The organism is Prosthecobacter sp. Pr1 (assembly GCF_057652315.1).
Genome location: NZ_JBYFBS010000013.1, coordinates 75,591 through 94,621, shown reverse-complemented (window position 1 = coordinate 94,621; position 19,031 = coordinate 75,591). Strand labels below are relative to the sequence as shown.

Here is a 19,031-nt window from a genome sequence, read left to right as displayed (position 1 = left end):
TCTGTCCGCACCATGTCGTCGGATCCGGATTCAGCCGCTGAACAGTTAGACGGTGCAGATGATGAATTGCTTGAGCCAGTGGTCGCCACGGGGCGTTTGACGGCTGGCCTGCATTTGGTGGCCACGCCCATCGGCAACATGCGCGACATCACGCAGCGTGCGCTCGACACCCTGCGTATCGCCGACTTGGTGGCCTGCGAGGACACGCGTCATTCCGGCATGCTGCTCAAACATCATGACATTCGTGCGCGGCTCATCAGCCTCAATGAGCACAATGAAGCGCATCGCATCCCCCAGTTGCTGGAGCATATCCGGCAGGGTGGGAGCGTGGCCCTGATTTCGGATGCGGGCATGCCCACGGTTTCTGATCCCGGGCAGCGCCTCGTCGGGGCCGTGGTCGGTGCTGGTCTGCATGTGGAGAGCATCCCCGGTCCCAGCGCCGTTCTCACGGCATTGGCGGCGTCAGGTCTGCCCACCACACCGTTTTATTTTGGTGGTTTTCTTCCACATAAAAAAGGGGCGCGCACCACCATGCTGACCGCCGCCTTGCAGCGTGACTGCACCAGTATTTTCTTCGAAAGTCCCTACCGTCTGGTCGATACGCTGGCGATCTTGGCGGAGGCTGCGCCGGACCATCGGGTGGTCGTGGCGCGGGAGTTGACGAAAAAGTTTGAGGAATTCAAACGTGGCCCGGCAAGCATCCTGCTATCTTATTACCAAACCAAAACGCCCAAGGGGGAAATCACTCTCCTCATCGCGCCGGTCGATCCCCCCAAGTGGTTGACTTGGTAACTCATTCTCAACACTGCCTATCCCATGGAAGCCCTCGCCAACTGCGCCGTCCTTAACACCACCGACAGCCTTAAACTTTCGATCACCAATCACCTGCGTTTTACCCTGGGGGCCTACATTGAAACAGCCAGTGAGAATGACTGGTACGTCGCCACCTCGCTCGCGGTAAGGGATCGCGTCATGGAGCGCGCTACGCAATCACGCCGTCAGCATCGTTCCCAGGGCGTGCGGCGCGTGCATTATCTCTCGCTCGAATACCTCATGGGCCGCCTGCTTGAGAACAATCTGCGCAATGCCGGTATCTACGATGCCACCAAAGTGGCGCTGTCTGAAATGGGCAAAGATCTCGATACGCTAGTGCAAAAGGAGCCCGACATGGGCCTTGGCAACGGCGGCCTGGGGCGTCTCGCCGCCTGTTTCATGGATTCGCTCAGCACAATGGATCTGCCCGCCATCGGTTATGGCATTCACTACGAGTTTGGTCTGTTCCGTCAGGAGTTCGTCAACGGCAAGCAGGTCGAGCATCCTGATGCATGGATGCGTGATGGCAGCCCGTGGAAGATCGCTCGTCCATCCTATCGCCAAGCTGTCAAGCTCTACGGTCATACCATCCAGAAATTCGACGAATTCGGACGTCCGCACCACGAGTGGGTGGAAACCAAATGCCTCCTCGGTCTCCCGTGGGACATTCCTATCGTCGGCTATGACAGCAACACCGTGAACGTGCTGCGTCTCTGGCAGGCGCAGGCGGATGAAGACTTCAACTTCAAGGTCTTCAACGAAGGCAGCTACATCGAGGCCCTGCGTGAAAAGGCCATCGCCGAAACCGTCTCCAAGGTGCTCTACCCGAACGACGCCACCGAGAGCGGCAAGGAACTGCGCCTGGTGCAGCAGTACTTCTTTGTCGCCTGCTCGCTGGCCGACATCGTACGCCGTTTCAAAGGCGGTTACGATCTGCCATGGAGCGAGTTTCCTGCCAAGGCAGCCGTGCAGCTCAATGACACGCATCCAGCCGTCGCCATTCCAGAACTCATGCGCATCCTTATCGATGAAGAGAAGCTCGAATGGAGCCAGGCTTGGGAAATCTGCCAGAAGACCTTCTCCTACACGAACCATACGCTGCTTCCCGAAGCGCTGGAGACCTGGAGCGCGGCGTTGTTTGAGCGTGTGCTTCCGCGTCATCTGCAGATCATCTATGAGATCAACAAGCGCTTCCTCGAAGGGGACGTCGAGGCGCGCTGGCCGGGCGATGGAGAGAAGAAGCGTGCGCTTTCCCTCATCGAAGAGAGCGGCGGCAAAAAAGTGCGCATGGCGCACATGTCCGTGCTCGGCAGTCACGCCACCAACGGTGTGGCCGCGCTTCACACACGCCTGCTCTGCGAGCGCCTTTTCCCGGAGTTCTTTGAGCTGTATCCCGAGCGCTTCCTCAATCTGACCAACGGCGTCACCTTCCGCCGCTGGCTCGATGTGTGCAATCCGCAGCTCTCCTCCCTCATCACCGAATCCATTGGTGCCGGCTGGTTGAAGGATTCCACCAAGCTCATCGCGCTCGACAAGTTTGCCGACGACGCTTCATTCAAGGAAAAATTTCAGGCCATCAAGCGTGGGCACAAAGTCCACCTCGCCAAAATCATTCAGGACACCTGCGGGGTCAGTGTCAGCCCTGACGCCTTGTTCGATGTCCAGATCAAGCGTCTGCACGAATACAAGCGCCAGCACCTCAACCTGCTGCACATCGTCACTCTCTATCGCAAGATCATTGCCGATCCGAACTTCGACATGGCGCCCCGCGTCTTCATCTTCGGCGCCAAGGCTGCTCCCGGCTACTACCTCGCCAAGAACATCATCCACGCCATCAATGCCCTTGCGGCCAAGGTCAATCATGACCCGCGCGTGAATGGAAAGCTGAAAGTCATCTACATCCCGAACTACGGCGTCTCCATCGCCGAGCGCATCATTCCTGCGGCTGATCTTTCCGAGCAGATCTCCACCGCCGGCAAGGAAGCCTCCGGCACCGGCAACATGAAGCTCGCCCTCAATGGCGCGCTCACCATCGGCACGCTCGATGGTGCCAATGTGGAAATCCTCGAAGAAGTCGGCCCGGACAACATCTTCATCTTCGGCCTCACCGTCGAAGAAGTCACCGAGCTCTATGCCAAGGGTTACAATCCTTGGGATTTCTACCACGCCAGCAAAGACCTGCGCCTCAGCATCGACTGGCTGGCCTCCGATTATTTCACCGGCAACCAGGACGAATTCAAACCGTTGCGTGACAGCCTGCTCTCCCATGGCGATCCCTTCCTCGTCATGGCCGACTATGACCGCTACGCTGCTTGCCAGATCGAAGTGGACAAAGCCTACCGCGACCAGCCCCGCTGGCAGAAGATGGCCATCCACAACACCGCTCGCATGGGCAAGTTCAGCAGCGACCGCACGATTTTGGAATACGCCAAGAACGTCTGGAACCTGCCGCAGATTGGCGTCTAAAACAGGTTGATACCCAGGCGCTTTTTTCTCAAAGCGCTTGGGCGTTCCTCTTTTCAGATTTGTACCGCAGCGGCCTAATCAACTGCCGGAAATCACATCGCTTCATGCACCGCCAGTGCGGCGCGTGTGTAAGCTCCACCGCTGCCCAGCGTGGCCACGACCTCCGCCAGCTCCTGCTGCAACTGCTCGCGCCTGACATCGTTGGTGAGCAATTCGAGAGTTGCTTCGGCGAGTGTCTGCGCGTTGAGATCTCCCTGCACCAGTTCCTGCACCACCTCGCGTTTGGCGAGGATGTTGATGATGCCGAGGTGCTTGATGCGCACGACCAGCTTGCCGATGACGTAGGTGGGCCAGCTGACGTTGTAGACCAGGGTGTAGGGCAGGCCAAAGCAGGCGGCTTCCAGCGTGGCGGTGCCTGAGGCAACGGCTCCGGCCTCGGCGCGCTGCATCAGATCATAGACGGTGCCGGTTTCGATCCAGCGCTTGGCTTCAGGCATGCCGTGTTCGTCGGTCATGTTGCGCATGAATCCGGCAAGTGTTTCGTTGGCGGCGGAAACGGCAAAACGGGCGTTGGGCACGGCTTCCTTGATGATCTTGGCCGCGTCCATCATGATGGGAAACAGGCGGCGCACTTCATTGAGACGACTGCCGGGGAACCAGCCGACGAGGCCGGGTTCACGTTTCCAGTCACGTTTCAGCGTCACCACGCGGTCCACCATGGGGTGTCCGCTGAATTCGGTGCGCAGTCCGCTCTTCTCATAAAACTCCTTCTCAAAGGGGAAGATGCAGATCATGAGGTTGAGCACCTGCGCCATGGTCTTCACACGGCCTTTTTTCCAGGCCCAGACCTGCGGGCTGATGTAGTAGAGGATGCGCCCCTTGTAACCGGCGGTGCGCAGGCTTTTTGCCAGGCGCAGATTGAAGCCGGGATAGTCCACGAGGATCACCGCCTCAGGCTTTTGATCAAGGATGGAGTCCAGCACGGCATCCATCTTTTCTTTGAAATAGCGGTACATCTTCACCACCTCCCACAAGCCGACAACACCTGCGGTTTCGACCCAGTCTTCGACTCCTTCGCCGACGACCTCGCGCATCTTCGGGCCGCCCAGGCCGATGACCTTCATGTCAGGCTCAAGCAATTTCAATTCACGCAGGAGTCCCGCAGCATGGGTGTCGCCGCTGACTTCGCCTGCAATGATGAAGATGCGGTTCATGAGGCGCCCAGCGCAGCGTTCTTCTCGATTTGATCGGTGATTTCCAAGGCGATGCGCACGGCTTCTGCGCCTTCCTGCCCAGTGACGACCGGACGGCGGCCATGACGGGCGCATTCCACAAAGGCGGCGATTTCCAGCTTCAGAGGTTCGTCCTTCTCCACTTCCACCGCTTCGCGCACGATCTGCATGCCGTCTTTGCGATAGATCCAGCCGCTCTGCTCCTGGTAGTCCAGGCTGAGGTAGCTCTCGCTCTGGAAGACGCGGATTTTACGCATCTTTTCAGGGCTGATGCGGCTGGCGGTGATGTTGGCGATGCAGCCATTGGCGAACTTGAGGCGCGCATTGGCGATGTCCTCGCGTTTGGTCAAAACGGGGATGCCCACGGCATCGACCTGGATCAGCTCTGATTTCACGAGATGCAGCACGATCTCGATGTCGTGGATCATCAGGTCCAGCACTACACCAATGTCGATGCTGCGGTTGGGGAAGGGGGAGAGGCGGTGCGCTTCGATGAAGCGCGGGTTGTCCATGCGCTCTTCAAGCTGGAGCAGCACCGGATTGAAGCGCTCAATGTGGCCCACCTGCAGAATGACGCTCTTGGCTTTCGCGAGTTCGATGAGAGCCTGCGCTTCAGAGTAGGATTCGCTGATGGGTTTCTCCACCATCACGTGAATGCCGGCCTGCATCAGCGGTTCGGCGACTTTGCGGTGGAAGATCGTCGGCACAGCAATGGTGGCGGCATCCACACGCTGGGCGAAGTCGGCAAGGTCACTGGCGGCCTGCGTACCGTACTGTGCGGCAAATTCAGCGGCGCGTGCGGGATCGGCATCATACACGGCGGCGAAGGTGATGGCACCCTCGCTCTTGGCAGTGATCTCGGCCATGATGCGTGCGTGGTTTTTGCCAATGGCGCCGACTCCGGCGACTCCGATGCGGAAAGGGGAACTCATATTAAGTGTAATGATAGCGGCAGGAGGCTATTTCAATGCCAGCCTGAGTCACCGCATAAACCAGACGATGCTCGCTGTCCACACGGCGTGACCAAAAGCCTGCCAGTTGGTGACGCAGGGGCTCGGGTTTGCCAATTCCAGCGAAGGGGCTGCGTTTGATGTCCTTGAGAAGCTCGTTCACTCTGCGCAGCATGCGGCGGTCGGTCTCCTGCCAGTGTTGATAGTCTTCCCATGCGCGGTCAGAGAAGATGAGATTCATGCTTCCAGATCAGGTTCGCGAACCGTGCCTTTGCCCGAGCGCAGTTGCTCGATGGACTCCAGCAGATGGCGGGCGTTGGCAGGACTGCGCATCAAATGGCTTGTTTCGTTCAGCGCCTCATATTCCTCCAGCGGCAGCATGACGACTGAATGCTTTTCGTCGTGGATGATGACCAGAGGTTCACGATCATCGCAAACTTTGAGAATCGCCTGGATCAGACTTTTATCGGCGTTGGCGCTGGTGATGGCAGTCATGTGAACAATAGAGCACAGCAGGCCGTAAAATCAAAATTTGCCGGGGAACTTCATGCCTGGTGGAAGCTTGGGCATTTTGCCACCGCCACCTCCGAGCATTCCACCCAGACCACCGAGGCCTCCCATGCCACCACCGCCGCCGCCTCCTCCCATCATGCCGCCCATCATCTGGGCCATCATGCCTTTGTTGCTCATGAGCTTCTTCATCATTTCGAACTGCTTGAGGAGCTGGTTCATTTCCATCACCGGGCGTCCCGCCCCGTTGCAGATGCGCTTGCGGCGCTGACCGTTGATGATTTCAGGACGCTGCCGCTCCTTCGGCGTCATCGAAAGGATGAGCGCCTCGACGTGTTTCATGCGCTGGTCGCTGTCGGGACCGATCATGTCCTTCATCTTGCCCATGCCCGGGAGCATGCCGAGGATGCCGCCGATGGGGCCGAGCTTCTTCATCATGCGCAGCTGCGCGAGCATGTCGGTGAAATCGAATTTGTTCGACTGTATGCGGGCGGCCAGCTTCATGGCCTCCTTCTCGTCGATCTCTTCGGCGGCTTTCTCCACCAAGCCCACCACATCGCCCATGCCGAGGATGCGCTGCGCCATGCGGTCGGGGTGGAAAACTTCGAGCTGCTCGACCTTCTCACCCACGCCGAGGAATTTGACCGCGCAGCCGGTGACCTGACGCATGGAGAGCAAGGCACCGCCACGGGCGTCACCATCCAGCTTGGTCATGATCAAGCCCGTGATGCCGACGGCGGCATTGAATTTCTGCGCCACGCTCACCGCCTGCTGACCCGTGGCGGCGTCTGCCACCAGCAGGACTTCATTCGGCTCCACCACGGCGCGCACGCGCTTGAGTTCCGCGAGCAGATCTTCGTCTAGATCCTGACGGCCGGCGGTGTCGAAGATGGCGATGCCGCTGCCTTGTTCCTTCAGCCAGACCATGGCTGCCTTGGCGGCTTTCACCGGATCGGTTTCACCTTCGGCAGGTGCAAACACAGGCACATTGAGCTGCTGGCCGAGCACCTGCAGCTGCTTGATGGCGGCCGGGCGGTAAAGATCCAGCGCGAGCAGCAACGGGCGGCGGCCCTGCTTCTTGAGCCAGTTGGCCAGCTTGGCGGAAGTCGTCGTTTTACCAGCGCCATTGAGGCCGGTCACCAGAATGCGCTGCGGTGGCTCCAGATTCAGCGCGCTGGCATCACTGCCCAGCAGTTTGACCAGTTCATCGTGGAAAATTTTGACGATCTGTTGTCCGGGCGAAACCTTGAGCAGCACTTCAGCGCCGACCGACTGCTTGCTGACGGTGTCGACGAGTTCTTTGGCGACTTTGAAATCCACATCCGCCTCCAGCAGGGCCATGCGGATTTCCTGCATGGCATCGCTGACATTGGATTCACTGATGCGGGCCTGGCCACGCAGCTTTTTAAAGGCGCTTTCGAGTTTTTCAGAGAGGGCGGAGAACATCGGGAGAAAATAAGGGGCGCTGGATAGTCGGCAGCAGCCCACGCATGGCAACTGCGAAGGCGCGACGAATCAAGGCTGTGAAATGGGCGCTGTGGAGGGGGGCATGTATGCCGCCTCAAGGTCAATCTTGAAGCGCCAGCTCACCACCTCGGCTGGCTGGGTGGCGTCACGCTGGAAGCTGAGGCTCAGGGCGCAATCCTCCCGGCGCAGTTTGTAGGGGAACTGGAAGCGCACGATCATGGTGGCCGGGTCATAATCCACCGGCACGGTGCCGAGACCGGCGATGCGCAGCTTGATGCTTTCCGGCAGTATGGTGCCGATTTTTTTCAAGTCCGCTTCGATGAGGGGGCGGCGCTCGGTGATGACCGCATCAGGCTTGGGCTTCAGTTGAATGAGCTGCTCGCCTTTGTCGTTTTTGGCATCGGCCACGAGGAATTTATTGGAGCCCACATCACCCCGGCCGCGGAAGCTGGTGGCGAGCTTGAAATTGATGTCGTTGTCGCCATGCACAATGTAGCGGCCCAGCTTGCCGTTGGGCGTGTCCCAGGTGACTTTTTGACCGTTGACGGTGACGAGGGATTCGTAGCCGATCTGCAGCGCGGTTTCCATGATGGCGTCGTCGAAGTTGCCGTAGGGGTAGGCGAATGAGAGGCATTTGGTGTGCAGGTTTTGCTCCAGAAATTCGCGTGAGTCCTTGAGCTCGGCCAAGACCCACTGCTGCTTGTCAGCGTCCGTCTTCAGGTTCTTGGGGGGGCTCTTAAGGCTGGCGTGGGAGACGCTGTGACTGCCGACTTCACAGCCGTGCTGCATCATCTCTTTGATCTGCTCCCAGCTCATCGAACGTCCTGCGCCGCCGACATAGTTCTTGTAGAGGTAGATGGTGAAGGGAAAGCCAAACTCACGCAGTACAGGGTAGGCATAGGTGTAAACCCCCTCCCAGCCGTCATCCATCGTGATGACGATGGCCTCTTCGGGAATGTTCTTCTCACCCCGCTTCCAAGCCATCATTTCGCTGTAAGAAATGACGGGGATTTTGGAGTCCTTGATGGCCTGCATCTGCGCCCGGAATTTGGGTGCGGCGATGAGCATGGGGCTTCCGCCACGGTCCTTGAAATCATGGTAGCCAAGGATGGAGACGACGGAGGATTTGTTGAGCTCAAAAGCCGGGGCCGCCGGGACCTCCGGCACAGGTGCGGCGGCTGCCAGCAGGGCGGTCTCCTGCAGCTTCTTTTCGATCGCCTGCTCTTCGGCGGTCAGCACGGGCTCCTCGGGTTTGGGCGGCGGCGGTTTCGGGGTGACGCCGCTCTGCTCGGCAAGGCGGCGCAGTTTGGCCTCGATTCGCTTGCACGAAGGCAGCGTGCCTAGAGCGAGGACAACAAGGAGGAACGGAAAGACAAAACGCATGGCGCTAAGGATTGAGGGCGGGAGGTCGCGGCCGGGTGATGAGCAGGCTTTTGACGATGAGGTGAGGGCTGGCTTTATCACCGGCGCTAAGCCGCAGTGTTTCGCCGCGAAGGTCGCTGGTCAAGGTGAGGCTGCCGAGTCTCAAGATACGGAAAGACTGGGCATCCTTGGTCACTCGCTCGACCCCGAGTTCCTTTTCGAGCCTCTGACCGTTGCACTCGACCACAATTTTCAAAGGTTCCTCCACTTCCGTGCAGGCATAATGCAGCAGGATGTCGTAGGTGCCCGCAGCGATGAACTCGATTCGCCATGTGATCTCGCCGACGGTGGCTGTTGGCGCATCTGCCGGTGCTTTGGGAGTGATCTCCTGAGCCAGCGCGGGTGATAGGGCGATGAGGGCCTGCTTTTGCTCGATGGGCACCGGTACTGGCAGGGTGGCAGGCATGGGCATGGTGCCGGACTGCGCCTGCTGGGTGGCGATCAGATCCAGCACGCCGCCTGCACTGATGATCTGCTGGATGCGGGCGATTTCAGCGGTGTAGGCCGACTTGTCAGCGGCGGCGGCGGCCTGCCTCTGCAATTCGAGGAGATACTTGCCCAGCAGAGGAATATGCCGTGCGCTCAGTTCCTTCTGGTAGATGCTTTCCATCTGCTGGAGCCGCGCTGCAGATGGCGGTGAGGCCGCGCCATTAGTCGCAGTGGCAGATTGCTGGGCTTCGGCACGGCCGGCGAGCAGCAGCACTGCGGCGATCATGAGCAGGTGCTTCATGGCTGCTTCCCTCCTTGGTTCTCAGCCGAGAGCGCCCAGGCACCGGGCGCGGGCCGGCGATTGCTGGCGGCGTTTTCAATGGCGCTCAGTGTGGAGAGGAAAGCCCGCTCCATGGCATTGCGCTGCTGGTCACGAGAGGGCGCGACCACTGCGGCAAGCCCGTGATTCACGAGCACGTTTTGATACAAGCCCACGTTCGGCAGAAACAGCAGCGCGGCCATGGTGCCGTCTTTATCGCGGTCCGGGCGGATGAGCAGGCGCAGGGGCTTGTTGCGCAGGTAGCTGGCGGTGAATTCGCGTGCGGTGCGACCCACGGAGGGCACATCCTCTTCCTCGATGTTGAAATGCTTGGCGAAGCGTTTCACTCCAGATTTGTCGTTCTCATCCACCGGCGCACAATCGATCCACAGCAGGCGCATCATCACAGTGCGACCTTCATAGACCACCTTGAACCGTTCACCGGAAATCGGCTCTTCATCCGCAAGGCGCGCTTCACTGATGTCTTCAAATCCACTGAGGCCCCCACCTGACGTTGTGATGGCATTGATGCCAGTTTGACCCGCCTTCTGATCTGCCAGTCGCTGCACCCGGCGGATTTCGGCATTGATCTGTCCTTTCAGCGCGGGCTTGGTCACGGCGAGATCATTCAATTCGTCGATGTACTTGGAGGTCGCCGCCACCCTGGCTGCGTCGATGGCGTCTTTCAGCGCCGTGCTGGCCTGCTTCATCGCGGTGGTCGAACCGGTCTGGGGGAGTGTGGTCGGGCTTGTGCCCGAGGCGTCCGTGACAGGCACCAGACGCAGATTGCGAATACGGATGATGTTGGCGGGATATCCATCCGCGGCGGCGAAGCGCAGAGTGACTGGATTCCGGCTGAAAGTCAGCGGCCCGACACGCACGGTGGTGAATGTGGTTTCATCCGTGCTGCGGGTGATTTCAAAAGAGCGGTGATTTTCCGCCGCGATGCCCAGCAGCGTGACCTCATCAAATCCGAACAAGGCGGTCTGCTGGGGCTGAAATTTGGAAGAGGCATAGATGCTGCCAGCCACGGGGGCATCACTCATGTTGGCTTCAAATTCCAGATGGTAGCTGCCCGGCATCAGGCGGAAATTTTGCCACTCCGCACCACTGCCATTGGAGCGCCAGCCGCCGAGCGTTTCCCCCGAAGCCTGGGCCGAACCCATCATTCTGGCCTGAGTCAGGGGCAGGGGAGTAGCGAGGCTGGATACCGTGCCTGCATACAGCGCCTGCAACTGTTCGCGCCGCTGGCGTATGGCGCGCGCCTCCTCGTAGTCACCCGCTGTGGCGACTTCCGTTTCCACTTTGGCTAGCGCGCGCTCATACTGCTGGGTGAGCAGTTGCGACTCCGCCATCACCTGGCGCATGAATGCCGTGCGTGTGGCGGTGAGTGCTGCCGGCTCCGGTGCGGGCGTCTGCGCCAGCAATGCCGTGCAGGCATGCAGCGTGAAAATCAAAACTGGCAGCGAGAACTTCATCGGGTGGCCGGCACGAGTTCCACGGCCAGCAGTTGCATGAGATTGTCTGTGATCAGCGATTGTGCGGAGAGTGTCAGCGTTCCTGAGCCGTCGCTGATCTTGAGCGTGCCTGCACTGCGCTCCTCCGGCCCCTTGATCGTGGTTTCGATGCTCGTCGTAAGGGTGAAACGCGCTTCTTTGATCAGCAGTTTGCCGCCCTCCGCAGTGCCACAGCGGTAACGCAGCATCACTTCATATCCGCCGGGCGGCAGCGCAGGCAGCTTCCAGGTGGCGGATGCACCGACCTTGGACCATCCGGTGATGGCGCCGCCTTCGAGCCGCAGGCCGCTCAGAGTGGCAGTGTCGATCGGGAGCTTGATGCGGTCCGGCAGCAGCGAAGTCTTGAGTGCCTGCTCGCGCGTCTGCAGCAGCAGCAGTTCTTTGTCGAGCCGGGCCAGTTCGTTTTGCAAACGTTTGCGTTCATCGCGTGCGGTGATGGCGTCGTCGTAGTCACGCTCCGCGGCGAACTGCTTTTCCAAGGTGCCCAGCGTGGTGATCTGCTCTTTGACCGGTGCCAGGCTGGCTTCGATCAGATCGCGTTCATAGCTAAGGCGCAGCAGGGAAATCTCAGAACTCGCCCCCGGATCATCCGTGCGCTTCTCCGCCATCGGGGCCGACATGGCAAGCCCCGCGCCGACGAGTGCGCAAGCGAGAACGAAACCGGGTTTCAAATGGATGATGGACGGGGGTGAAATAAGCTGCCCCATGCTAGCCGGAGCCCACGCTGAAACAAGCCCGAACTCAAGGTCCTGGCATAGGTGTTTTATTCATGGCATGGCGCGCATAAATTCAGGCTGGCGGCCCGTGGCCGCCTCTGCCAGCATGGGGGCATGCGTTTCATCCTCGCCAGCCTTCTTTTTTCTCTCACGGCATTCACCGCCGAGCCGGATTTTCCCCTCACGGAAGATTCCAAGCCGCAGCCGAGTGTGCCAAAAGGCACCCTCATCAAAGAAAACTACACTGCGAAGGAGGGCAGCCTCTTTCCCGGCACCCAGCGTGAATACCAGATCTATCTGCCCGCCGGTTTTGACAAAACGAAGCCCGCTGCCTTCATGGTCTTTCAGGACGGCGTCATTTATCAGGCTCCCGTCGTCTTCGACAATCTCATCGCCAAAAAGGACATCCCGCCGCTGGTCGGCATCTTCATCAAGCCCGGCGTGGTGCCCGCCGCAAATGACAAGGCCCTGCCGCGCTTCAATCGCAGCTACGAATACGACAGCATCACGCCCACCTACTCCCAGTTCCTGCTCGATGAGTTCCTGCCTGCCATCGAGAGAAAGCACGGCATCCAGCTCAGCTCAGATCCCAATCACGCCGCCATCTCCGGCAACAGCAGCGGCGGCATTTGCGCCTTCATGGTCGCGTGGCACCGCCCCGATCGCTTCCGCCGCGTCTTCACCGGTGTGGGCACCTACGTCGGCATCCACGGCGCAGACCAGCTGCCCGTGCTGGTGCGCAAATTCGAGCCCAAGCCCCTGCGCGTTTTCCTCCAGTCCGGCACGGGCGACAACAACCTCTACTGCGGCGACTGGTGGATGGCCAACCAGATGATGGAACGCAGCCTCACCTGGGCTGGCTACGACGTGAATCACGCCTGGGGCGAAGGCGGCCACAACGCCAAGCACGCCTCCCAAATCTTCCCCGACGTCCTCCGCTGGCTCTGGCGCGACTGGCAGACGAACATCGAGATCAAAGCGAACGCGAAAGGAGAGTCCAAGTGGAAGGGCTATGAGGTGGTCGGGGCGGGGGAGTGGCAAGGCATCTTGCACGATCCCAAAAAATCTGAGTCCGAAGAACCGTCCCTGATATCTGAAATGGCCGCATGCGCGGATGGCACGGTGTATGTTCGCAAACGCTCCACTGAAAAGGATGCAGTGCTCTTCTCCCGACTGGACGTCTCAGGCGGAAAAGCCGAAACCAAAGCGCTTCTGAAGGGCGACCTCGCAGGCTTCAAAGCAGGCCCGAATAACTGTCTGCGACTGTTCATTCATGCCCAGCATCCCAGCAAGGCCGCCAAGATTGTGGATGTCACACCGAGCGGCAAGGTGGAGCGAGAAATCACATTTGGAGACAAGGGCAACAAATACGACGTGCCCTACACTCGCCATGGTGGCATGTGCTGCGACAGTTCAGGCCGATTGTATTTTGCCGGTGGCAATGACGCTCTGATTGGTCGTGTCGATATGGACGGGAGCTACCATTACCTTCATGGCTCAACGCTTCATTCCGAAGTTTTAGGTTCTTCGGGCGGATCAATCTGCCTGTCGCCTGATCAAAGCCTGCTTTACGTCACAGGATACCATGGGCGAATAGATTGCCTTCATCTGCGCTCTGAGCCGCCTTTGTTTGAGCATGCACAGCACTTTTACCTCACCGAGAATCCATACGGTCTGATGTTTCCTGTGGAAGTCCGTGCGATGTGCGTGGATGCGAACGGCTGGCTCTACGTCGCCACCTCGCTCGGTGTTCAAGTCTGTGATCAGGCCGGTCGCGTGAATTTCATCATCCCGACGCCGGAGCAGTCGAAGGATATCTGTTTCGGTGGCAAAGACCTTGGCGAGCTTTTCGTCGCCTGCGAAGATAAGAATAACAGGACCCACATCTACAAGCGCCCCACCAAAGCTCACGGCATCGTCAGCGGCCAGATGGCACCGATCAAGCCACCATTGCCAAAGCTCTGAAACTTTTGCGCAGGGACGCTAAATTCGGCGTGTGCAGTCGCTTAAATCGGCGTGTGCCAACCATTCCCCTGTGCAAGGGCGCTCAAATACTCTTTGCAAGGTAGGTTTGCCTCAAACTACCGCAAAAAATGAAGATGATTCAGATTGGAGGCACGTAGTTTGTATGGCACTTAGTCCGCCCCCCAAAAACTGAATGCAGAGTACTGAAGCAGCGCCGTCCAAGTCGAAGACATTTTCCAAGAAAAACCTCCAGCACGCTGCTTTGCTGATCATAGGCGTTCTGCTGGGTGCCGTGCTCATGAAATGGTACGACCGTGCGGAAATGTCCGGAACAGTCACGACCACCACTCTGGGCCACCCCTTGCGTCCCGGGCCCTGGGGAGAGGTTTATTCCACGCCATTCACCATCGCCGCTCCGGAGGAGTTGCTGCCGATGCGCAAACTGGAAGAAAATGGCACACGGTGGATCTTCCCCAATGCGCATTACAGCGATGTGGTGCGTTTGCTGGAATCTACCGGGATGCAAGCCAATCTGCAGGCGGAATTGATGGCGCCCGAGACGCTTGTGCAAACTGCCAGCGGCATGGAAATGCTGCCTTCTTCCAAGACCCTGCTCGCGCTGCCTGTCGGACCGCGCAAGAAGCTCTATCAGGCTCTATTACAATATCCTGAAAATCGAGGCCAGATCACCTTCATTCACAAGGACACGCTGGGAGATCGCTTTGGGGCTTCTCACAACGGCGAGCATACACTGATGCTCTTCAAGCAGCTCTGCTGCGAACATGGCGACTACCTCGTTTTCAGCGGCTTGTCCGTCGTCCTTGCCCAGCTGCCGACGTATGAGGAAAAGCGGGACTTCATGCGGGGGCTGACCTGCCAGCGGACTCTGACGATGTGGTTCCGCGTCAAACAGGGCATGGATATCAATGCTCTGGCAAACTACTGGGGCAAAGGAATCAAGGGCACCGATGTGCGCACCATCTTCGAATCCATCGCGGATGCTCCGAACGGCGGCACGCTGGGGGTCATCAACGTCCTGCCGCCGCTGCCCTCTTCCCAGATGTTTGTTTATCCCACGCCGGACAATCCTTTGAACGGCCCCGCACCGGTGCGCGACTGCCACTGGACCTCCTTTAACTTTTTTCAGGATGTGCCGGACCAGCAGATGAGTGATCCTGCTCACTTCATGCAGAAGCTGAAGGAAGATTACATTCCTGCGGCTGGGGACCCCCGCTATGGTGACATCGCCCTGTTCTCCAAACCTTCCGGCAATATCGTTCACTCGGCGGTGTACCTGGCGGATGACATTCTCTACACCAAAAACGGGGCCACATTCACGTACCCTTGGATGCTCGAAACCTTGCCGGACCTGCTCAAGCAGTATTCTTTTCAGGTGGAACCGGGTGAAAAACTGGTGGTGAGTTATTTCCGCCTCAAGAACATGTAGGCATGACATCCTTCGATTCACTGCGCATTCTCCTCCAGCGTCGGCTTGACCTCATCGCCGACCACACATTTCGTGACCGTGATCCTGCGGCGCATCTGGAGGCGTTGAAGCAGGTCTCGGAGGAGCTTGGGACCGAGCATCTCAAATTGCGCGCCCAGCTGCCGCCGCGGCTCAATCATTTCCTCACCCAGGCCAGCTTCTCAAAAGCGCTGGAATATCTCGATAGCTCGGAGGGCTGAGCGCGTTGAAAGCGGTTCCACCATGAACCGCTTTCTTTTTCTCAAGACCCTGCTGTGTCTCGCTCTCGCCGTCACGGCCAGCGCCGGCGACCAACCCAACATCATCTTCATCCTCTGCGATGATCTTGGCTACGGCGATGTGAAATGCCTGAATCCTGACGGCAAAATCGCCACACCGAACTTTGACCGCCTCGCCGCCGAGGGCATGAAGTTCACGGATGCACATTCCGGCTCCAGTGTCTGCACACCCACACGCTATGGTGTGATGACGGGCCGCTACGCCTGGCGCTCAAAGCTGCAAAGCGGCGTGCTCGGGGGACTCAGCCCGCGGTTGATTGAGCAGGGGAGGCTGACGGTGCCAGCGATGCTCAAGGCTCAGGGCTACTCCACTCACTGCGTGGGCAAATGGCACTTGGGCATGGACTGGGTGCGCACGGGTCCCACGGAGGAGCTGAACATCGAAAAAGCCGAGCAGGTAAACAACGTGGACTACACAAAGCCGATCACCAACGGTCCTACGAGCGTGGGCTTTGACACCTACTTCGGCATCAGCGCCTCGCTCGACATGGTGCCGTATTGCTTCATCGAAAATGATCACGTCGTGGCCAATCCCACCGAAAAAATGAAGCTCGCCATGAACGCAGGTGGCCGCATGAGCTACACCCGCGAAGGCCCCGGCTCCCCCGGCTTCCGTGGTGAAGACGTCCTGCCCACCTTCACCCGCGAGGCGAAAAAGGTCATTGAGTCGAAAGCAAAACAAGGCTCCCCATTCTTCCTCTACCTGCCGCTGAATTCCCCCCACACTCCTATCCTGCCCAGTGAAAAGTGGCAGGGCAAAAGCGGCATCAGCCTCTACGCCGACTTCGTCATGGAAACCGACGACGCCATCGGCCAGATCATGAAGGCCACGGAGGATGCAGGCGTCGCCAAGGACACGCTCATCATCGTCACGAGTGACAACGGCTGCTCACCCAGTGCCGACTACCCCAAGCTGCTCGCCGCCGGCCACAATCCCAGCTACAACATGCGTGGCCACAAGGCGGACATCTTTGACGGCGGCCACCGCGTGCCCTTCATCGTGCGCTGGCCTGCAAAAGTGAAAGGCGGCCAGACCTCCGCACAGATCGTCTGCCTCACGGACTTCATGGCCACCGCTGCTGATGCCGTAGGCGCGAAGCTTCCTGAAACCGCCGCCGAAGACAGCTTTAGCATCCTGCCCGCACTGCTCGGTGAATCCGGCAAACCGACACGCCAGAGCGTGATCCATCATTCCATCAACGGCTCCTTCGCATTGCGTGAAGGCGACTGGAAGCTCGAACTCTGTGCCGGTTCCGGCGGCTGGAGCGACCCTCGTCCCGGCAGCCCCGGCGAAAAAGGCCTGCCCGACACCCAGCTTTACAATCTGAAATCAGACATCGCGGAGAAGGACAACGTGCAGGGCGCAAACCCCGAGATCGTCACCAAGATGACTGCCGAAATCGAGCAGATCATCACCAGCGGCCGCAGCACTCCCGGGGCCGCGCAGCAAAACGCAGTGCCCGTCATCCTGCGCAAGCCCACGCCTGCCGCTCAGGCCAAAGGCAAAGGGAAGAAGAAAGTGAAGTAATACTCCCTAAGCCTCTCCCTGCTGAAATCACGCAACTTTGTTCGTGCGTTCCCAAACCTTCCCGCTAACCTCGCGACCTCGCTTCCCAAACCAAGCAATCACCATGAGCTACTCCTCACCCAAACTTCACAATGCAATGTGGCCCGGACTCGTCGGAAAAGGCGATGGCGAAGGCCAGGAACCACCGATCAGCCTCGAAAAGATGCTGGATCTGACCGCCGCAGCCAATGTGAACGGCCAGAAGTTTGAAGGCATCGACTACTTCCTCTTCCTCCCTCACACCAATCCTGAGGCCAGCGACGACGAGCTCAAGAAGATCGCCGATCTCATCGCCAGCAAGGGCTTCAGCGTCGGTTCCCTCGTGGCCCCCGTGTGGCCCGGCACCGTCGGTGACTCCGCCATGGGCGACGACGCCCAGCAGGAAAAATTCCTCAGCGCCGTGAAAATGGCCTGCCGCATCGCCAAGATCTTCAATGCACATGGCGTGCGCAAATACGGCGTCATCCGCATCGACTCCGCCGAATTCGGCGTGTCCAAATGGCGTGAGAACCCCAAGGCAAACACCGCCCGCATCGTGGACACCTTCAAAAAGGCTGCCCAGATTGCTGCAGACAGCGGTGAGCGCCTCGCCGCCGAAGGCGAAATCTGCTGGGCTGGCATGCACTCGTGGAAAGACATGCTCGATGTCCTCGAAGGCGTCGGCATGCCAAACGCTCTCGGCTTCCAGGCCGACCTTGCCCACACCTACCTCTACACCCTCGGCTACAATGCTCCTGAGCATGCCCTCCTCAAGGAAGGCTACAGCGACGCCGAGTTCTGGGCCGCCTACGAGAAGATGACCGACGCGCTTCGCCCTTGGACCATCGACTTCCACGTCGCTCAAAACGACGGCACCGTCCACGGCGCCGGCTCGCACGACAAGACCGGCAAGCACTGCCGCGCTGACGATCCGAATGGCAAGCTCGACATCACCAAGGCCTCCGGCTACTGGCTCAAGGATGCCGCCGCCCGTGGCATCCAGCACATCTGCTGGGATGGCTGCATGTTCCCGAACGCCGTGCTCGAAACGCCGGACACCTGGAACAAGATCCTCGCCGCGATGATCAAAGTCCGCGACGCCCACGGCTGGTAACAGCTCGGTGGTCTGATCCACTCCTGAGCGCCGCAGAGTTGCAAAACTCTGCGGCGTTTTCATTCCCACCCGCCTCTCGCATGCATCGTTTTCTTGTCATGCTCCTCATGCTCGCCTCCTGTGCGCGCATGACCGTTCCCGTGAAGCTGCCCGCAGAAATCACCGCAGTGCTGCCGTCAAACTGCCGGCAGGTGCTTTATGTGACGGCCGCAGATCAGCAGACGACGGCGGCGGAACTGAGGATGCTCGAACGCACACCGACGAATGACTGGCAGGCTGCCGGGCCTGCCATTCCCTCCCGCATCGGCCGCAATGGCATGGCATGGGGACATGGCGAGTTTGCTCTCGCGTCTCCGTCAGGCTGGCGCATCAAAAAAGAAGGAGACGGCTGTGCGCCGGCGGGCGTCTTCCGCATCACCCAGGCTTTTGGCGATGGACCGCAACTTGGCTGGATCAAGCTTCCGTATCTTCACTGCACCGCGCATCACTGGGGCATCGATGACGTCCGCTCCAAGCACTACAATCAGATCGTCGATGATCGTACCGTGGCCTGTGACTGGACCGGTCCCGAAACCATGGTGCCCAGCATCGGCTGCTACAAACTCGGTGCCGTCATTGCGCACAATCCACGCAACACACCCGGTCTCGGCTCCTGCATCTTCATGCACATCTGGCAGGGGGAGAATGTGCCCACGGCGGGATGCACAGCCATGTCCGAAGCAAATCTGCGCAAGGTTCTCGCATGGCTGGAACCCCACGCAAACCCATGCCTCGTGCAGCTTGTTCAGCAGCCCTGACGGA

Annotated in this window: 17 protein-coding genes; 8 read left to right on the top strand and 9 right to left on the bottom strand. The window is 59.3% G+C overall.

Annotated features, from left to right (window positions below):
- Window positions 1-12 precede the first annotated feature (12 nt).
- Both rsmI and AC24GY_RS19805 read left to right on the top strand, forming a co-directional pair.
- On the top strand, window positions 13-792 hold the full coding sequence (rsmI, locus tag AC24GY_RS19810) for a 16S rRNA (cytidine(1402)-2'-O)-methyltransferase (RefSeq protein WP_422322101.1): 780 nt from the start codon (window positions 13-15) through the stop codon (window positions 790-792).
- Window positions 793-816: 24 nt separating this feature from the next.
- On the top strand, window positions 817-3,279 hold the full coding sequence (locus tag AC24GY_RS19805) for a glycogen/starch/alpha-glucan phosphorylase (protein WP_487686615.1): 2,463 nt from the start codon (window positions 817-819) through the stop codon (window positions 3,277-3,279).
- Window positions 3,280-3,371: 92 nt separating this feature from the next.
- On the opposite strand, the gene lpxB is transcribed toward AC24GY_RS19805, so the two are convergent.
- From lpxB to AC24GY_RS19760, 9 genes are all read right to left on the bottom strand, one after another.
- Entirely contained in the window at window positions 3,372-4,493 is a 1,122-nt protein-coding gene (gene lpxB, locus AC24GY_RS19800; RefSeq protein ID WP_487686614.1) for a lipid-A-disaccharide synthase, read from the bottom strand.
- A complete protein-coding gene (locus tag AC24GY_RS19795) occupies window positions 4,490-5,443 on the bottom strand; it encodes a Gfo/Idh/MocA family oxidoreductase (protein WP_487686613.1) in 954 nt (317 codons plus the stop codon). The genes lpxB and AC24GY_RS19795 overlap by 4 nt, the downstream gene beginning before the upstream one ends.
- Before the next feature lies 1 nt (window position 5,444).
- The gene (locus tag AC24GY_RS19790; protein WP_461523609.1) at window positions 5,445-5,702 is read right to left on the bottom strand and encodes a Txe/YoeB family addiction module toxin; all 258 of its coding nucleotides are present in this window, start codon (window positions 5,700-5,702) and stop codon (window positions 5,445-5,447) included.
- On the bottom strand, window positions 5,699-5,956 hold the full coding sequence (locus AC24GY_RS19785) for a type II toxin-antitoxin system Phd/YefM family antitoxin (protein ID WP_461523608.1): 258 nt from the start codon (window positions 5,954-5,956) through the stop codon (window positions 5,699-5,701). The genes AC24GY_RS19790 and AC24GY_RS19785 overlap by 4 nt, the downstream gene beginning before the upstream one ends.
- Window positions 5,957-5,986: 30 nt before the next feature.
- The gene (gene ffh / locus AC24GY_RS19780; RefSeq protein ID WP_487686612.1) at window positions 5,987-7,417 is read right to left on the bottom strand and encodes a signal recognition particle protein; all 1,431 of its coding nucleotides are present in this window, start codon (window positions 7,415-7,417) and stop codon (window positions 5,987-5,989) included.
- Window positions 7,418-7,486: 69 nt separating this feature from the next.
- Window positions 7,487-8,821, bottom strand: coding sequence for a polysaccharide deacetylase family protein (locus tag AC24GY_RS19775; protein ID WP_487686611.1), 1,335 nt, complete (start codon window positions 8,819-8,821; stop codon window positions 7,487-7,489).
- Window positions 8,822-8,825: 4 nt separating this feature from the next.
- Window positions 8,826-9,590 (bottom strand): hypothetical protein, encoded by a 765-nt coding sequence (locus AC24GY_RS19770; protein ID WP_487686610.1) that lies wholly within the window; start codon window positions 9,588-9,590, stop codon window positions 8,826-8,828.
- A complete protein-coding gene (locus AC24GY_RS19765; RefSeq protein ID WP_487686609.1) occupies window positions 9,587-11,086 on the bottom strand; it encodes a hypothetical protein in 1,500 nt (499 codons plus the stop codon). The genes AC24GY_RS19770 and AC24GY_RS19765 overlap by 4 nt, the downstream gene beginning before the upstream one ends.
- Window positions 11,083-11,745, bottom strand: a complete 663-nt coding sequence (locus tag AC24GY_RS19760; RefSeq protein ID WP_487686608.1) for a hypothetical protein — start codon at window positions 11,743-11,745, stop codon at window positions 11,083-11,085. Before AC24GY_RS19760 ends, AC24GY_RS19765 begins: the two co-directional genes overlap by 4 nt.
- Window positions 11,746-11,955: 210 nt before the next feature.
- On the opposite strand from AC24GY_RS19760, the gene AC24GY_RS19755 reads away from it, so the two are divergent.
- From AC24GY_RS19755 to AC24GY_RS19730, 6 genes are all read left to right on the top strand, one after another.
- The gene (locus tag AC24GY_RS19755; protein ID WP_487686607.1) at window positions 11,956-13,806 is read left to right on the top strand and encodes an alpha/beta hydrolase-fold protein; all 1,851 of its coding nucleotides are present in this window, start codon (window positions 11,956-11,958) and stop codon (window positions 13,804-13,806) included.
- A 298-nt stretch (window positions 13,807-14,104) separates the two neighbouring features.
- On the top strand, window positions 14,105-15,253 hold the full coding sequence (locus tag AC24GY_RS19750; protein WP_487686606.1) for a hypothetical protein: 1,149 nt from the start codon (window positions 14,105-14,107) through the stop codon (window positions 15,251-15,253).
- Between the two features lie 2 nt (window positions 15,254-15,255).
- Window positions 15,256-15,492 (top strand): hypothetical protein, encoded by a 237-nt coding sequence (locus tag AC24GY_RS19745; protein WP_487686605.1) that lies wholly within the window; start codon window positions 15,256-15,258, stop codon window positions 15,490-15,492.
- Between the two features lie 22 nt (window positions 15,493-15,514).
- Window positions 15,515-17,098: a sulfatase family protein gene (locus AC24GY_RS19740; RefSeq protein WP_487686604.1), complete on the top strand. Its 1,584-nt coding sequence runs from the start codon at window positions 15,515-15,517 to the stop codon at window positions 17,096-17,098.
- Window positions 17,099-17,201: 103 nt separating this feature from the next.
- Window positions 17,202-18,230: a sugar phosphate isomerase/epimerase family protein gene (locus tag AC24GY_RS19735; protein ID WP_487686603.1), complete on the top strand. Its 1,029-nt coding sequence runs from the start codon at window positions 17,202-17,204 to the stop codon at window positions 18,228-18,230.
- A gap of 80 nt (window positions 18,231-18,310) precedes the next feature.
- On the top strand, window positions 18,311-19,027 hold the full coding sequence (locus AC24GY_RS19730) for a L,D-transpeptidase family protein (RefSeq protein WP_487686602.1): 717 nt from the start codon (window positions 18,311-18,313) through the stop codon (window positions 19,025-19,027).
- Window positions 19,028-19,031: the final 4 nt, after the last annotated feature.

What these genes read in the sequence shown, in the direction of transcription:
- AC24GY_RS19770 (WP_487686610.1), bottom strand. Translation starts at nt 9,590, where the DNA reads ATGAAGCACCTGCTCATGATCGCCGCAGTGCTGCTGCTCGCCGGCCGT.
- ffh (WP_487686612.1), bottom strand. Translation starts at nt 7,417, where the DNA reads ATGTTCTCCGCCCTCTCTGAAAAACTCGAAAGCGCCTTTAAAAAGCTG.
- AC24GY_RS19790 (WP_461523609.1), bottom strand. Translation starts at nt 5,702, where the DNA reads ATGAATCTCATCTTCTCTGACCGCGCATGGGAAGACTATCAACACTGG.
- AC24GY_RS19735 (WP_487686603.1), top strand. Translation starts at nt 17,202, where the DNA reads ATGAGCTACTCCTCACCCAAACTTCACAATGCAATGTGGCCCGGACTC.
- AC24GY_RS19795 (WP_487686613.1), bottom strand. Translation starts at nt 5,443, where the DNA reads ATGAGTTCCCCTTTCCGCATCGGAGTCGCCGGAGTCGGCGCCATTGGC.
- AC24GY_RS19750 (WP_487686606.1), top strand. Translation starts at nt 14,105, where the DNA reads ATGAAATGGTACGACCGTGCGGAAATGTCCGGAACAGTCACGACCACC.
- AC24GY_RS19775 (WP_487686611.1), bottom strand. Translation starts at nt 8,821, where the DNA reads ATGCGTTTTGTCTTTCCGTTCCTCCTTGTTGTCCTCGCTCTAGGCACG.
- rsmI (WP_422322101.1), top strand. Translation starts at nt 13, where the DNA reads ATGTCGTCGGATCCGGATTCAGCCGCTGAACAGTTAGACGGTGCAGAT.
- lpxB (WP_487686614.1), bottom strand. Translation starts at nt 4,493, where the DNA reads ATGAACCGCATCTTCATCATTGCAGGCGAAGTCAGCGGCGACACCCAT.
- AC24GY_RS19760 (WP_487686608.1), bottom strand. Translation starts at nt 11,745, where the DNA reads ATGTCGGCCCCGATGGCGGAGAAGCGCACGGATGATCCGGGGGCGAGT.
- AC24GY_RS19765 (WP_487686609.1), bottom strand. Translation starts at nt 11,086, where the DNA reads ATGAAGTTCTCGCTGCCAGTTTTGATTTTCACGCTGCATGCCTGCACG.
- AC24GY_RS19745 (WP_487686605.1), top strand. Translation starts at nt 15,256, where the DNA reads ATGACATCCTTCGATTCACTGCGCATTCTCCTCCAGCGTCGGCTTGAC.
- AC24GY_RS19740 (WP_487686604.1), top strand. Translation starts at nt 15,515, where the DNA reads ATGAACCGCTTTCTTTTTCTCAAGACCCTGCTGTGTCTCGCTCTCGCC.
- AC24GY_RS19730 (WP_487686602.1), top strand. Translation starts at nt 18,311, where the DNA reads ATGCATCGTTTTCTTGTCATGCTCCTCATGCTCGCCTCCTGTGCGCGC.
- AC24GY_RS19755 (WP_487686607.1), top strand. Translation starts at nt 11,956, where the DNA reads ATGCGTTTCATCCTCGCCAGCCTTCTTTTTTCTCTCACGGCATTCACC.
- AC24GY_RS19805 (WP_487686615.1), top strand. Translation starts at nt 817, where the DNA reads ATGGAAGCCCTCGCCAACTGCGCCGTCCTTAACACCACCGACAGCCTT.
- AC24GY_RS19785 (WP_461523608.1), bottom strand. Translation starts at nt 5,956, where the DNA reads ATGACTGCCATCACCAGCGCCAACGCCGATAAAAGTCTGATCCAGGCG.